Annotated in this window: 12 protein-coding genes; 8 read left to right on the plus strand and 4 right to left on the minus strand. The window is 64.5% G+C overall.

Annotation, left to right across the window (positions count from 1 at the left end; translation table 11 throughout):
• Positions 1–20: 20 nt before the first annotated feature.
• Entirely contained in the window at positions 21–1,214 is a 1,194-nt protein-coding gene (locus EV669_RS08765; RefSeq protein ID WP_055434131.1) for a vWA domain-containing protein, read from the minus strand.
• 97 nt (positions 1,215–1,311) lie between these two features.
• On the opposite strand from EV669_RS08765, the gene EV669_RS08770 reads away from it, so the two are divergent.
• From EV669_RS08770 to EV669_RS08805, 8 genes are all read left to right on the plus strand, one after another.
• Positions 1,312–2,748 (plus strand): coniferyl aldehyde dehydrogenase, encoded by a 1,437-nt coding sequence (locus EV669_RS08770; RefSeq protein WP_132098440.1) that lies wholly within the window; start codon positions 1,312–1,314, stop codon positions 2,746–2,748.
• Positions 2,745–3,257: a hypothetical protein gene (locus EV669_RS08775; RefSeq protein WP_132098441.1), complete on the plus strand. Its 513-nt coding sequence runs from the start codon at positions 2,745–2,747 to the stop codon at positions 3,255–3,257. Before EV669_RS08770 ends, EV669_RS08775 begins: the two co-directional genes overlap by 4 nt.
• Complete coding sequence (locus EV669_RS08780) at positions 3,254–4,861, plus strand: GMC family oxidoreductase (RefSeq protein WP_054285803.1); 1,608 nt, start codon at positions 3,254–3,256, stop codon at positions 4,859–4,861. The genes EV669_RS08775 and EV669_RS08780 overlap by 4 nt, the downstream gene beginning before the upstream one ends.
• A 91-nt stretch (positions 4,862–4,952) precedes the next feature.
• Positions 4,953–6,269, plus strand: coding sequence for a TolC family protein (locus EV669_RS08785; RefSeq protein ID WP_165922734.1), 1,317 nt, complete (start codon positions 4,953–4,955; stop codon positions 6,267–6,269).
• Positions 6,270–6,292: 23 nt separating this feature from the next.
• Entirely contained in the window at positions 6,293–7,207 is a 915-nt protein-coding gene (locus EV669_RS08790) for an HlyD family secretion protein (RefSeq protein ID WP_054285801.1), read from the plus strand.
• 4 nt (positions 7,208–7,211) lie between these two features.
• Positions 7,212–9,230 carry an ATP-binding cassette domain-containing protein gene (locus EV669_RS08795; RefSeq protein WP_132098443.1) on the plus strand — a complete coding sequence of 673 codons (2,019 nt, stop codon included), beginning with the start codon at positions 7,212–7,214 and terminating at the stop codon, positions 9,228–9,230.
• The gene (locus tag EV669_RS08800; protein WP_132098444.1) at positions 9,227–10,381 is read left to right on the plus strand and encodes an ABC transporter permease; all 1,155 of its coding nucleotides are present in this window, start codon (positions 9,227–9,229) and stop codon (positions 10,379–10,381) included. Before EV669_RS08795 ends, EV669_RS08800 begins: the two co-directional genes overlap by 4 nt.
• Positions 10,378–11,538 carry an ABC transporter permease gene (locus tag EV669_RS08805; RefSeq protein WP_132098445.1) on the plus strand — a complete coding sequence of 387 codons (1,161 nt, stop codon included), beginning with the start codon at positions 10,378–10,380 and terminating at the stop codon, positions 11,536–11,538. Before EV669_RS08800 ends, EV669_RS08805 begins: the two co-directional genes overlap by 4 nt.
• Before the next feature lie 174 nt (positions 11,539–11,712).
• Here the strand turns inward: EV669_RS08805 and EV669_RS08810 are convergent, their stop codons facing one another.
• From EV669_RS08810 to EV669_RS08820, 3 genes are all read right to left on the minus strand, one after another.
• Positions 11,713–12,363: a TetR/AcrR family transcriptional regulator gene (locus EV669_RS08810; RefSeq protein WP_054285797.1), complete on the minus strand. Its 651-nt coding sequence runs from the start codon at positions 12,361–12,363 to the stop codon at positions 11,713–11,715.
• A gap of 95 nt (positions 12,364–12,458) precedes the next feature.
• Complete coding sequence (locus EV669_RS08815) at positions 12,459–13,334, minus strand: mechanosensitive ion channel family protein (RefSeq protein ID WP_132098446.1); 876 nt, start codon at positions 13,332–13,334, stop codon at positions 12,459–12,461.
• 8 nt (positions 13,335–13,342) lie between these two features.
• A complete protein-coding gene (locus EV669_RS08820) occupies positions 13,343–14,953 on the minus strand; it encodes a peptide chain release factor 3 (RefSeq protein ID WP_054285795.1) in 1,611 nt (536 codons plus the stop codon).
• Positions 14,954–14,976 lie beyond the last annotated feature (23 nt).

The following is a 14,976-nucleotide window of genomic DNA, read 5'->3' on the forward strand; positions in this document are numbered from 1 at the left end:
CCGGCGGGTTGGCCGAAGCCTCAGGCCGGTAGCGGTGCCTTGCGCTGCAAGGTGCGGATGGCGTCTTCCAGCCCATGCAGCGTCAGCGGATACATCCGGCCCTGCATCAGGTCACGCATCATCGTCAGCGACTGAGTGTACGACCAGAAGCGCTCTGGCTGTGGGTTGAGCCACACTGCGCGGTGAAAGTGGCCCAGTAGCCTGCGCATCCACACCTCGCCCGCTTCTTCGTTCATATGCTCCACACTTCCACCGGGATACACGATCTCGTACGGGCTCATGGTGGCGTCGCCCACGAAGATCAGACGGTAGTCGCTGCCAAAGGTGTGGATCAGGTCCCAGGTGGACACCCCTTCGCCATGTCGGCGGGCATTGTCCTTCCACACCCGTTCGTACACGCAGTTGTGGAAATAGTAGTACTCCAGATGCTTGAACTCGGACTTCACCGCCGAGAACAGCTCCTCGCAGGCGCGGACGTGGTCATCCATCGAGCCCCCCACGTCGAACAGCACCAGCAGTTTCGCTGTATTGTGCAGGGCGGGCACCATTTGCAGATCCAGAAAACCTGCACGGCGCGCGGTTGCAGCGATCGTGCCTTCCAGGTCCAGCACGTCCGGCGCGCCTTCGCGCGCAAAGGCACGCAGGCGGCGCAGGGCAAGCTTGATGTTGCGCGTGCCCAGCTCCACGGTGTCGTCAAAATTACGGAACTCCCTTCGGTCCCACACTTTCACCGCACGACGGTGGCGCGAGACGTCCTGCCCGATGCGGATGCCTGCCGGGTTGTAACCCCAAGCCCCGAAGGGACTGGTGCCCCCGGTGCCGATCCACTTGTTGCCCCCCTGATGACGTGCATGCTGCGTTTCCAGACGCTTGCGCAGCGTATCCATCAGGTCGTGCCAGCCACGAGCTTGCAGCGCGGCCTTTTCTTCGTCCGTGAGGTATTTCTCCACTTGCCTGCGCAGCCAGTCTTCGGGAATGGCCGTTTTCAGGTCTTCCAGGCTCGCCGTCAGCCCCGCGAAGCACTGCCCGAAAACCTGATCGAAGCGGTCGTAGTATTTCTCATCCTTGACCAGCACGGCCCGCGACACCACGTAGAAGTCGTCCACGCTGCCAAAAACCACCCGCTGCTGCAGCGCAGACAGCAGGGTCAGGAATTCCTTCAGCGAAACCGGTAATCCGGCCGCTCTCAGTGCGGTGAAAAAATCGATCAGCATGGGGGCGACGATGACAAACGGACGAGACGGTGATAGGTTAGAGCCTCGGCTCTAAACGAGCGTTGGCATCTGGCAGAACACGTCACGAGGATAGCACATGGAGACAGCGCAGGCCCCGCAAGAGGGGGCAGCCGCCCTGGACGGCATCCTGCAGGCCCTGAAGGCCGCCTGGCAGCGCGAGCCGTATCCTACACTTGCCACACGGCTAGGCTGGCTGGAGCGGCTGGAGCGGCTCATCACCACACACGCCGATGACTTGGCGCAGGCGGTCAGCCAGGACTTCGGCCACCGCAGCCCGGTGGAAACCGAACTGGCAGAGTTCTTTCCCTCGCTGCAGGCTAGCCGCCATGCTCGGCGCCATCTGGCACGCTGGATGCGGCCTCAGCGGCGTGGGGTGTCGTTGTGGTTCCAGCCGGCCCGGGCCGAAGTGCGGCCGCAGCCGGTAGGCGTAGTCGGGATCATCGTACCTTGGAATTACCCCATCTTTCTGGCGCTGGGCCCGCTGGTGGCGGCGCTGGCCGCTGGCAACCGGGTGATGATCAAGATGTCGGAATACACGCCGCACACCGGCGCACTGCTGGCCCGCCTTGTGGCCGCCCATTTCGGTGACGACGTGATCCGTGTGGTCAATGGCGATGTGACCGTGGCCGAAGCCTTCAGTCGCCTGCCGTTCGATCATCTGCTTTTTACCGGCTCCACGGCGGTGGGACGGCACGTGATGCAGGCCGCTTCGGCCAACCTCACGCCGGTAACCCTAGAGCTGGGGGGCAAGTCTCCGGTAATCGTCACGCCTGGCTTCGATGCCGGGCGTGCGGCACGACGTATTGTGGCCGGCAAGATGCTCAACGCCGGGCAGACCTGTGTCGCGCCCGACTACGTGCTGGTGCACGAGAGCGACCGCACTGCCTTGATGACGGCCCTCGTCGAGGCTGCGCGCCAGTATTATCCCACCCTGGCCGAAAACCCCGATTACTCTGCCATCATCCACCCGCGGCAGTATCAGCGCCTGCAAGACTGGCTGGAAGAGGCCCGCTCCGGTGGCGCGACCATCGTGCCGGTCAATCCCGCCAACGAAGACCTGACACCGGTGCGCAAGTTGCCGCTGACGCTGGTGTGGGGTGCGCCCGCTCAGTGCCGGCTGATGCGGGAGGAGATCTTCGGGCCGCTCCTGCCGGTGGTGGGCTACCGGGATGTGGACGAGGCGCTGGCGTATGTCGCAGAACGTCCGCGGCCGCTTGCGCTTTATCTGTTCGATGATGACCGGCGTCGGGTGCGGCAGGTGCTGGAACGCACCATCGCCGGTGGCGTGACAGTAAACGACACCGTACTGCATGTGGCGCAGGACGACCTGCCTTTCGGCGGAGTGGGGCCCTCCGGCATGGGGCATTACCATGCCCATGAGGGCTTCCTGACGCTCTCCAAGCTCAAGCCGGTGTTCTACCAGAGCCGCTTCAACGGCATGGCACTGACGACCCCGCCGTACGGCCGACGGATCCGCTGGCTGCTGCGCTGGATGCTGGGGCGGAGGCCATGAGGCTCAGCCGGCGTCAGCTGCTTCAGGCCGGCGTGGCCGGCAGCCTCGTCCTTGCGGGGGGCGGCTGGCTGGCTGCGTCCCGCAAGACGCTGCCCCGGCCTGGGGGCCTGCGTTTCCTCACGGCCGACGATGCAGTGGTGGTATCGGTGCTGGCCCCGGTCCTCCTGGGCATCCCCGAGGTGCCGCGCGCAGCCGTCGTAGCGGGTGTGGATGCAGCGGTCCTCAGTCTGCCCCGTCCGGTGCAGGCGGAGGTACGCGAACTCTTCGATGTACTGGCGCACCCTCTGGGACGCCGCTGGCTGGCTGGGCTGCGGGACGACTGGAGAGAGGCCACGCCCCAGGCGCTGTCCGGATTTCTCGGCCGCTGGCAGACCAGCCGCCTTGCCTTGCTACGCAGTGGCTTCCAGGCACTGCACAGCCTGATCGGGGCGGCCTGGTATGGCCAGCCGGCAAGCTGGGAGGCCATCGGCTACCGCCAGCCCCAACATGTAATGGAGCGACTGCCATGAGCGCCGACCGCATTCCTGATCCGATTGCCGAAGGATTGGCCCGCGGCTGGAAAGTCCGCGATGGTGCAACCTTGGCCGAAGACCTCCAGCTGACGGCTGACGTGGTCATCGTCGGTACCGGCGCGGGGGGCGGCATGGCGGCGGAAACGCTGGCGCAGGCGGGGCTGGACGTCATCCTGCTCGAAGAAGGGGGGCTGCACAGCTCGCGCGACTTCCGGCTGGATGAAGCCCGGGCCTACCCGGCGCTTTATCAGGAGTCGGCCAACCGCAAGACGGCGGACAAGGGCATCACCATCCTGCAGGGCCGCACGGTTGGCGGCAGCACCGTCGTCAACTGGACCACATCCTTCCGGACGCCCGCCGATACCCTGGCATGGTGGCGTACCCATCATGGACTGACCGACCTGACCGAGGCCGCGCTTGCGCCCTGGTTCGATGCGGCCGAGGCACGTGTCGGCGTGGCCGACTGGCAGGCCGACCCCAACCCCAACAACGCTGTCATCGAGCGCGGCTGTCAGGCGCTGGGATACGGGTTCGGGCGCATCCGACGCAACGTGCGCGGCTGCTGGAACCTAGGGTATTGTGGCATGGGCTGTCCCACCAACGCCAAGCAGTCGATGTTGGTGACCACCCTGCCGGCAGCGCTCGACCGAGGCGCCCGGCTGCTCACCCGTGTTCGGGCCGAACGGCTGCTGATGTCGCCGGACCGCCAGCGGGTGGAGGCGGTACTCGGCCAGGCGCTGGCTGCGGACGGGATGACCCCCACCGGGCGCAGCGTGCGCATCCGGGCGCGCGAGGTGATCCTGGCCGGCGGCGCCATCGGCACCCCGGCGCTGCTTCTGCGCAGCGGTGCCCCAGACCCGTGGTTGCGCACCGGCGCCCGCACCTTCCTGCATCCGGTGGCGCTCTCCGGTGCGGTATTCGGCACGCGCATCGAGCCCTACAGCGGTGCGCCCCAGACCGTGTATTCGGACCACTTCCTGCATACCCAGCCGGTGGATGGCCCGCTTGGCTACAAGCTGGAGGCGCCGCCCGTGCATCCACTGATCCTGGCCGCCACGCTCAGCGGTTTCGGCGAGGATTACCGCAGGCTGATGACCTCCATGCCGCATCTCAACGTTCTGCTTGCCCTGCTGCGCGACGGATTTCATCCGCACAGTCCGGGCGGACAGGTAAGGCTGCGCGCCGATGGGACGCCGCTGCTGGACTATCCGCTCACCGACGCTGTCTGGGACGGGGTGCGGCGCAGTTGGCTGACGATGGCCGAGGTACAGTTCGCCGCCGGCGCGCGGCAGGTGCTGCCAGTGCACGAGCAGGCACATCCGGTTTCCACGCTCGCCGAAGCCCGGCGCATGATTGCCGAACTGCCGCTGGTGTCCGGCCTGGCCCGCATCGTCAGCGCCCATGTCATGGGTGGCGCCGCGATGAGCGTCCGGCCGGAAGAGGGTGTGGTGGATAGCCTAGGGCGCCACTGGCAGCTGGACAATCTCACCATTGTCGACGGCTCTGTCTTTCCCACCAGCATCGGGGCAAACCCCCAAGTATCCGTCTACGCCTTCGCACTGCGCGCGGCCTCTGCCGTGCGCCATCGAATGAAAGCCTGATTTGGTTTATGCTTCCGGTCTGACGCGGCGCAAAGACGACCGCGTCCTTCCTGCGTCATTCTGCAAGCATTTCTGAATGGAAATTCATTTAATGAAGCGTACCGTTTTTTCCCTGGCCTGGCTGGCTCTGGCTGGCGCGCTGTCAGCCACGGCCTACGCCGAAAGTCTGGAAGATGCCTGGCAGGCCGCGCTATCGGCCAGCCACCCTCTGCGTGCCGACCACTACCGCATCGAAGCGGCCCGCGAGGATGTGCGCGCGGCGGAGGCGGCCGGCCGTCCCAAGCTGGACCTGCAGGGCAGCTGGACCGCGCTCGACGACGAGCCCCGGGCGCGGGTGGACCTCTCTCCCTTCCGGCGTGGCCCGCTGGCCGCCGTGGTGCCCGGCTCGCTAGAGGTGCCGCTTGCCGACAACAGCCTGGCCCTGGCGCAGGCCAAGGTGTCGCTGCCGGTGTACACCAGTGGCCGGCTGGACGCGCTACGAGACGCGGCAAGGTTGGCCGAAGCGGCTACCGCCCACGGCACCGACCGCACCCGGCTGGATGTGAAACTGCAGGTGGCCGAAACCTACTTCGCTGTCTTGCGCGCCCAGGAAGCCCGTCAGGTCGCCGCCCAGTATCTGGACAGCCTCACCGCCTACCGTCGGGACGTGGGCAACTTCCATTCGCAGGGGCTGGTTCCCCGCGGGGACGTGCTCGGTGCCGACGTCGCGCTGGCGGATGCTCGCCAGAAGGTGATTGCCGCCGACGAGGCCTTCCGGGTGGCCTCAGCTGCCTACAACCGCCTGCTCGGGCGCCCCTTCGACCAGCCGGTGCGGCTGGATGACCGGAGCCTGCCGCGCGAGACGCGTCGCTACGAAGATCTGGTGCAGCTGGCCGGAGAGCGGCGTCCTGAGCTTGCGGCCCTCTCTGCCCGCAGTCAGGCCCTCCAGGCGCGCTCACGTTCGGTGCGGGCGGAGGGCGGTCCGCAGGTGGGTGTATTTGCCTCGTACCAGTATCTGGATCATCCCGCCTTGGTCAAAAAGGGCATTGCCGCAGCCGGGATCGGCGTGGAGTGGGCGGTGTTCGATAGCGGACTGACCCGCGCACGGGCGGCCAGTGTGGCCCGTGAGGCCGAGGCCGCCCAGGAGGAGCGCGACGACGCCGAAAGCCTCATTCGGCTGGACGTGCGTCAGGCGCTCAGCCAAGAGAATGATGCAGCCGAACGGCTGAAGGTGGCCGAGGCCGCGCTGGCTTCGGCCGACGAATATCTGCTGATCCAGCGCGACCGTTATGCCAACGGGCTGGCCAGCCAGACCGAAGTGCTGACCGCTGAGGCCCGCCGGGCAGAGAGCCGGCGCAATCTTTTCAACGCGCGTTACGACCATGCGCTGGCGGTATACCGCATCCGCCGCGCCACCGGCGAGCTGTAACGCCCACCCCGCAAGGAACAGACATGCAGAAGAAAAACCTGCTGACGGCGGCCATCGTGGTTGCCGTGGTGGCCGCGCTCGGCTACGGCTGGTGGCAGGCCACGCGTGATAAGGGCCTGCCCGAAGGGCTGGTACAGGCTAATGGCAGACTGGAGGGCGACGCCATCCGCGTGGCCACCAAGTACGGGGGGCGCCTCGTGGAGGTGAACGTGCATGAAGGCGACCGGGTTCAGCCCAAACAGGTGATCGCCACCCTCTCTGCCGACGAGATCAATGCCCGCCTTGCCGCCTCCCGCGCAGGGGTGGAGGCTGCCCGGGCCCAGGTTGAGCGTGCCACGGCCGCCTACGCACAAGCCAAACGGGATGCGGGCCGCTATGCCGAACTGCTGTCGCGCGGCTCGGTCGCGCGCATCCAGGCTGAGCAGGCCACCCTGGCCGCCCTGAGTGCGCAGACTCAGCTGGCGCAGGCAGTGGAACAGATGCACCAGGCCGAAGCGGCGCAGACCGAGGCGGCCACCGTGCAGCGAGAGCAGACCCTGCGCGCTCCCGCCGGCGGCGTGATCACCCAGCGCTTGCGTGAGCCGGGCGACGTGGTGGCGGCTGGGGCGGCCGTGGCCGAGATCGTCGACTTCGATCGTCTGTACCTCAAGGTGTACATCCCAGAAAACCAGATCGGGCGCGTGCGCCTGGGTTTGCCGGCACGTATCTACACCGATGCCTTCCCAGAGAGCAGCTTCGAAGCCACCGTTACCAGCATCGCCAGCCGTGCCGAATTCACCCCCAAGGAGGTGCAGACGCCCGACGAGCGGGTGAAACTGGTGTATGCGGTCAAGCTCTCGCTCAAGGTCAACCCAGACCTCAAGCTGACACCAGGGTTGCCGGCTGATGCGGTCATACGCTGGAAGAACGACGTGGCGTGGCAAAAACCGAGGTGGTGAGTGCATGAGCGAGATCGCGATTGCCGCCGAAGGCTTCGTCAAGCGTTACACCCGGCATGAAGCGGTGCGCGGCTTGGACCTGCAGGTGCGCCGGGGCGAGCTGTACGGCCTGATCGGCCCTGACGGCGCCGGCAAGTCCAGCTTCATGAAGGCCGTTGCGGGCGTACTGGCGTATGAGGCCGGGCGCCTGACGGTGTTCGGTCACAGCATCGACAGCGAGCGTAGTGCCGAGGCGATCAAGGGTCGGCTGGGCCTGATGCCCCAAGGCTTGGGGCAGAACCTGTACGGCGACCTCTCCATTGAGGAGAACATTGATTTCTTCGCCCGACTGCGCCTTGTGCCACGCGACGAGGCGGCTGAGCGCAAGGAAAGACTGTTGCGGATGACGCGGCTGGATGCCTTCCGCGACCGGCCGATGAAGAAGCTCTCCGGGGGCATGAAACAGAAGCTGGGTCTGGTATGCACCCTGATCCACGCTCCGGAGTTGATCGTACTGGATGAACCCACCACCGGCGTGGACCCGGTCTCGCGCCGGGATTTCTGGTCCATCCTGGCGGAGCTGATTGCCGAACAGGGCCTGACGGCGCTGGTGTCCACTGCTTACATGGACGAAGCCAGCCGCTTCTCGCGCATGAGCCTGATGCATGAGGGCCGGGTGCTGGCAGAAGGCACACCGGACGACATCCTCGGACGGGCACCCGGCACCATCGTCGAGTGCGAGGCCAGCCCGCAGGTTGAAGCGATGAAACGGCTGGGTGCGCGCTTCGAGCAGGTAGAAGCCATGGGCACCACGCTGCGGCTGTTCGTCCCGGAGTCCGACGAGGCGTCCGCAAGGAGCGAGGTGAAAGCGGCGCTTGAGGGCTGCGAGATCGGCAGTCTGGAGACGCACGAGCCGGAACTTGAGGATGTTTTTGTGGCGCTTCTGGGGAAAGAGACAGGAGAAGCTTCCGCAGACACGCCGCGGCCGCAGGCCCTGGATGCCGAATCGGCGAGCAGTGAGCCGGCGCACTCCACCGGCGAAGGCGTCGACCCGCAACAGAGGTTGGCCGAAGACGGCTCCGTCGCGACGGAGCGCGATCAGCCGGCCTACGCCATCGAAGCGCAAGGGCTCACCAAGCGTTTCGGCGATTTTGTCGCGGTGGGCGATGTCAGCTTCAGGGTGCGGCCCGGCGAAATCTTCGGGTTATTGGGCGCCAATGGGGCCGGCAAGACCACCGCCATCAAGATGCTCACCGGTATCCTCCCTCCCTCCGGGGGCGAAGGACGCGTGGCTGGTGCGGACATGCGCCGGGCCGGCTCGCTGATCAAGACCCGCATCGGCTACATGTCCCAGGCATTCTCGTTGTATCTAGACCTAACGGTGGTGGAGAACATCCGCCTTTATGCCGGACTCTACGGCCTGTCACGCAGCGAACGCGACCAGCGCTTGGCCTGGATTATCGATATGGCCGGGTTGCATGGTCACGAAACCGATCTGGCAGCCACCCTGCCGATGGGGCTGCGCCAGCGCCTGGCTCTGGGGTGTGCACTGGTGCACCGACCCCGCGTGCTCTTTCTGGACGAACCCACCTCGGGAGTGGATCCGCTTGGCCGTCGAGCCTTCTGGGAGATTCTGTTCCGCCTTTCCCGAGTGGATGGGGTGGCCATGCTGGTGACGACGCACTACATGAGCGAAGCGGAGCACTGTGACCATTTGGCGCTGATGTTCGCCGGCAAGGTGGTGGCTGATGCCTCGCCTGCCGAGATGAAGCGTCAGGTGACCGAGGAAGCGGGCGCCCTCTACGAGGTGGCAGCCGATCAGGCTGCCTCCCTGGTGAGACCGCTGCGGGAGGCGGGCTTTGCCAGCGTATCGCCCTACGGCCGCAAGCTGCATGTTCTGACCCGTGAGCCCGAGAAGTTGTCCGAAGTACTGAAGAATGCCGGGGCCGCTGCACGTGTCACGCCCCGGGCCATGGCCATGGAGGATGTCTTCGTGCATAAGGTCAGCCAGCTCGAGGCCGAAAACAGGAAAGAGTCCGCATGAACTTCAAGCGTGTAGCCGCCATCGCCTACAAGGAATGGCGCGAAATCGTGCGCGACCGGCTGTTCTTTTCGCTCGCCTTCGTGGTGCCGGCACTGCTGATGGTGCTGTTCGGCTACGGCCTGTCGCTCGACGTCGAGAATATCCCCTTCGCGGTGGTGGATCACGACAAGTCGGCGCAGAGCCGGGAATACGCGTACCGCTTCATCGGTTCGCGCTATTTCCGCTTCGAAGGCTACGCCATCAACGAAACCCAAGCTGCGCGCCTGATCGAGGACGGGCGGGTACGGGTGGTGCTGGTACTGCCGCCGCGCTTCGGGCGGGACCTGGCCGCTGGCCAGCCGGTGACGATGCAGACGCTGGTGGACGGCACCTTTCCCAGCCGGGCGATGACCACCAAGGGCTATGTCACGGCCATCAATGCCGCCTTCTCGTTGGGGTCGATCGCCCAGGCGGTGTCGCAGGTCACCGGCCTCGGGCGCGATGCGGTACTGGCACAGCTGACTCCGGTGCGGCTGGAAACGCGCTATCTCTACAACCAGAGCGTGGCCAGCATCTGGTCGCTGGCACCCAAGCTGATCATGGTCATCCTGATGCTCTCGCCGCCATTTCTCACCGCACTGGGCGTGGTGCGGGAGAAGGAGAACGGCTCCATCTTCAACATCTATGCGTCCAGCGTCAGCCGCGGCGAATTCCTGCTGGGTAAGCTTGCGCCCTATGTGGCCATCTCCACCGCCAACATCCTGGTGTTGTGGACACTGGCCACCATGCTGTACCGGGTACCCTTCAAGGGGGACTTCGGCTTCTTTCTGGGCGCCACGCTGGTGTATGTGCTGTGCACCACCGGCATCGGGCTGCTGGTATCGGTGCTGGTGCGCACCCAAGTGGCCGCGATGATCGTTACCATGATCGTCACCATGATTCCGGCGGTGCTGTACTCCGGGCTGATTATCCCCATCGTTTCGCTCGGTTCGGGCGCACGCGCCATGGCCCACCTGATGCCGGCTATGTATTACACCGACATCGTCGTCGGCTGCTTTCTCAAGGGAGTGGGCTGGGCGGCCCTGTGGCGGCCGGTAGCTATTCTCGCGGCCTACGCCACGGTACTCTACACCGCCGGTTACCTGCTTTTCAGCAAAAGGCCCCGCACATGAACGATACCCGTCTGTGGTGGATGCTGGCGCTGCGGCGTTTTTCAGTCATGCTGAGCAAGGAGCTCAAGCAATTGAGCCGCGACCGTGTGCTGCTGCTGTTCATCCTGTACGCCTTCACGGTGGACATCTTCCTGGCTGCCTCCGGAGTCACGCTGTCGCTCAACAATGCAGCCACGCTGGTGCAGGACGCCGACCGCACTGCTGCGTCACGCGAGCTGCTGGGCCGTTTCCGTGAGCCGTACTTTCGCATCACCGGCGAGGCCTTGCATGACCGCGCGGCGCTGGCAGCCCTGGACCGCGGCGACGCCATGGTGGTGCTGAGCGTGCCCGATGGCCTGGGGCGCAAGCTGGAAACCGGTGAGCCGGTGCAGGTGGCGATGCAGGTAGACACTACCAACTCGGTGCTGGGCTTTCTGGCCACCAGCCATGCGCAGGAAATCATTACCCGCTTCGGCCTGGAGTCGGCGCTGGCCCGGATGGGTCTGGGCGGGGGCGCTTCGGCCAACCTGCCGGCGGTGGAAAACGAGGTGCGCGTCTGGTTCAACCCCAACCAGGAAGACAGCTGGTTCATGGGCATTTCCGAAATGCTGAACATCGCCACCGTGTTCGCGGTGCTGCTGCCGGCTGCGGCCATGGTGCGCGAGAAGGAGCGCGGCACGGTGGAGCAGCTGGTGGTTTCGCCGCTGACGCCGTTTGGCATCCTCTTTCCGAAGGTGGTGTCGATGACGGGCGTCATCCTCGTTGGGGTGGCGATCAGCCTGTTTGTGGTGCTGATCCCGCTGTTTTCCATCCCGGTGAAGGGCAGTCTGGGGCTGTTCTTCCTCGTCAGTGCGCTGTATGTGTTCACCACCGCCGGGCTTGGGCTGTTTGCGGCCACCATCGCGCACAACCTCGCGCAGGCCGGTATGCTTTCCATCCTCATCATCGCACCGATGCTGTTTCTCTCGGGGGCTTGGACGCCCCCCGAAGCCATGCCGGAGTGGCTGCGTGGCTTGATGCTGGTGTCGCCCCTGCATTACTACCTGGACATCGCTTTTGGCGTGCTGCTCAAGGGCCAAGGCTTCGCCGAGCTCCTGCCCTCGATCGCCGGCATGACGTCTATCGGGCTGCTGGTATTTGGAGGCGGTCTCGTCCTCTTCCGACGGCAGTTTGACTGAGCGTGGCAAGACGGGAGTTCCGTTCCTGACCGGCGAGCCGACAGGGGCCGGGCCTTTGTTGACAGGCATTCTTGCAGGCAAGGTTTCGGCCAACCTTCTAGCCGGGATAGCCCAAGGTCCAAAGCAAAGCGCGCCCCTCGGGGCGCGCGCTTGATGGGACAGATTGGCAGAGGCTCAGGCCGTGGCCGGATAACGCTGCTGCAACTGCCGGAAGGCGGGCAGAAACTCCGGGGTCACGTAAGGCTTGAGCAGCGCCAGCACCTGCTGCACGCCGCGATGGCCGGAGGCTTCGGTGATCGGCGCCTTGGGCCGGGCCGTCTGTTCGAAAGCAAACCAAAACTTCACCACCAGCCAGATATTGATGCTGACGGCTTCGATGTCTTCGTCCTCCATTTTCAGCAGCCCCAGCCGGATGAATTCGCGGAAATGCCGACCCAGGATGTCGCGCAGTTCGGTATTCACGAACTGGTGGTATTCGGTCTGCATCTGCGGATTGCGTGCCAACAGACCCGGCAGATCGTAGAACATAAAGCGGAACTTCCACATCGCCAGAAAGGCAGTGTCCAGATAGTTCACTAGATCGGCCACAGTCATCGCGTGGTCCTCGGGCACCGACAGCCGCTCGTTGATGAAATCACGATACATCAGGAAGATCTGGTAGACGATCTCTTCCTTGTTGCGGAAGTGGTAGTACAGGTTGCCTGGACTGATGCCGAGGTGGGCAGCAATGTGGTTGGTGGTGATGGTGCGTTCGCCCTGCTCATTGAAGAGCTTGAGGCTTTCCAGAATGATGCGGTCGTAAGTCTTGATGCGGGGTTTGGTCATGATGGCGTCTCGGCCTGATGCAATGGCAACTTCAACCATTATGCCACGATTCGAGTTATTGCTCTAATATTTTATTAGTCGGAAGCAGTCTGCTGTCATGCGGGCTGGGTCGGGCCAACCGACGGTGGTGCCTGGCGCAGCGGATGCACCCGATCAAGAAACTCCTTCAGGATGGCTTGCTCCACGCGCTGGCGCTCGCGGGCTGGAATGGCCACCCGAAGCAGCATGCGGTAGATCTTGTCATCGATGGGCTGCACCGACAGGATCGGGTCTACCGACGGGGTGTCCACCAGATGCCGGGCCTCGATCCGCTCCATGTGGCGCCGTGCGGCCTCCACATGCGGCAGGCACACCTTCTCGGCCACGTCCTTGAGCAGGGCCAGACCCACCGTGGGCGAGATCGCCCAGCCCATCGGCACCGTGATCATGTGCACCACATACTCACCCATGTAGTTCTCGCGGATGACCGGGTTGGTCAGCAGCAGACTATTCGGAAAGCTGATGGCGCGCCCGCTGAGGAGATGGGCCTCATGGGCCGGGCCGATTTCCATGATCGTGGTAGAGAAAAGGTTGATGTCCACCACCCGTCCTCTGTACTGCGCCACCTCGATATGGCTGCCCAGGCCGTAGCTGTTGCCCATCGCCCGCAGGAACGAGCCGGCAAAGCACATGATCAGCTCCTTGGTGGCCAGCACCAAGGCAGCAGCCACCGCTACCAGTGATACCGCCAGGGCCTCCAACTCCTTGGCCCAGATCGTCACCAGTCCCACCAGCCCCAAGCCGATCAGGCCGTTGCGGATATTCACCGACCAGCGCCGGCGCGACTCAACGGGCAGGTTGGGGTTGGAGCCCAATGCCCGTTGCAGCCCCATCCGTGACAGCACCAGCAGCAGCACCAGCAGGATCGACCGCATGATGTCGATCACCAGGCCGCGCTCCAGATGGCTGGCCCAATCCAGCAGGCTTTGCATGAATCTCCTTAGTCGTTCAGCTTCACTGCGTGTTCACGCGTTTCGTGGAAGACGATGTCCGGCCAGCGCTCCTGGGTCAGCGTCAGGTTTACCCGGCTGGGCGCCAGGTAGGCCAGGTTGCCGCCCGCGTCGGTGGCAATGTTGTTCACCAGCGCCTTGACGAATTCGTCCAGCTTCTTGCGGTCGGGGCAGGTGAACCAGCGCGCGCTCCAAGTACTGGTGGATTCGAAGACCGCATCCACTCCGTACTCGGTCATCAGGCGGTGGGCGACCACTTCGAACTGCAACACACCCACCGCGCCCAGGATCAGGTCGCCGCCGTTGTGCGGCTTGAACACCTGTACTGCGCCTTCCTCCCCCAACTGTTGCAGACCCTTCTGGAGCTGCTTGAGTTTCAGCGGGTTCTTGATGCGTACGGTCCGGAAAAGTTCGGGTGCAAAGAATGGGATTCCGGTGAACGCCAGATCCTCTCCTTCGGAAAAGCTGTCGCCGATCTGGATGTTGCCGTGGTTCGGGATACCGATGATGTCGCCGGCAAAGGCCTCCTCGATGATCTCCCGATCGTGGGCCATGAAGGTCACCACGCTGGATGCCGCGATCTCACGGTTCAGGCGCAGGTGCTTCATCTTCATGCCGCGCTCGAACTGGCCGGAGCACACGCGCAGGAAGGCGATGCGGTCGCGGTGCTTAGGGTCCATGTTGGCCTGGATCTTGAACACGAAGCCGGAGAACTTTCCCTCCTCGGGCGCCACCATGCGCACGGTGGCGTCTCGCGGAGCAGGGGCCGGGGCCCAGTCGATCAGCGCATCAAGGATCTCGCGCACGCCGAAGTTGTTGATCGCCGAGCCGAAGAACACTGGCGTGAGCGTACCGGCCAGGAAGGCCTCCAGGTCGAACTCGTTGGAGGCACCCTTGACCAGTTCGATCTCCATGCGCAGCTGTTCCATCTCCAGCGGGAAAAGGTCGTCCAGGCGCGGGTTGTCGATGCCTTGAATCACTTCCACGTCCAGCGACAGTTTCTCTGTGCCGGCCTCGAACAGCAGCACCTGATCGTTCAGTAGGTGGTAGACCCCGCGGAAGGTCTTGCCCATGCCGATCGGCCAGGTAATGGGGGCGCAGCGGATCTTGAGGACGTTTTCCACCTCGTCCAGCAGCTCCAGGCTGTCACGCACCTCGCGGTCGTACTTGTTCATGAAGGTGACGATCGGCGTGTTGCGCAGACGGCAGACATTCAGCAGCTTGATAGTCTGCTCCTCCACGCCCTTGGCCGCGTCAATCACCATCAGCGCGCTGTCCACCGCGGTCAGCACTCGGTAAGTGTCTTCCGAGAAATCCTGATGGCCCGGGGTGTCCAGCAGGTTGACCGTATGGTCGCGGTAGCCGAACTGCATCACGGATGAGGCGACGGAAATGCCGCGCTGCTTCTCGATCTCCATCCAGTCGGAGGTGGCGAATTTGCCCGTTTTCTTGCCCTTCACGGTACCGGCCAGCTGGATGGCGCCCGAGAACAGCAACAGTTTCTCGGTAAGCGTGGTCTTACCGGCGTCCGGGTGGGAGATGATGGCGAAGGTGCGGCGGTGGGCCACTTCCTCGGCGATGCGGGTCAGTTCGGCAGACATGGTGGTTGGGCAAAAGGAAAAAC

The sequence above is a fragment of the Gulbenkiania mobilis genome (assembly GCA_004346645.1).
Lineage (GTDB): Bacteria > Pseudomonadota > Gammaproteobacteria > Burkholderiales > Chromobacteriaceae > Gulbenkiania > Gulbenkiania mobilis.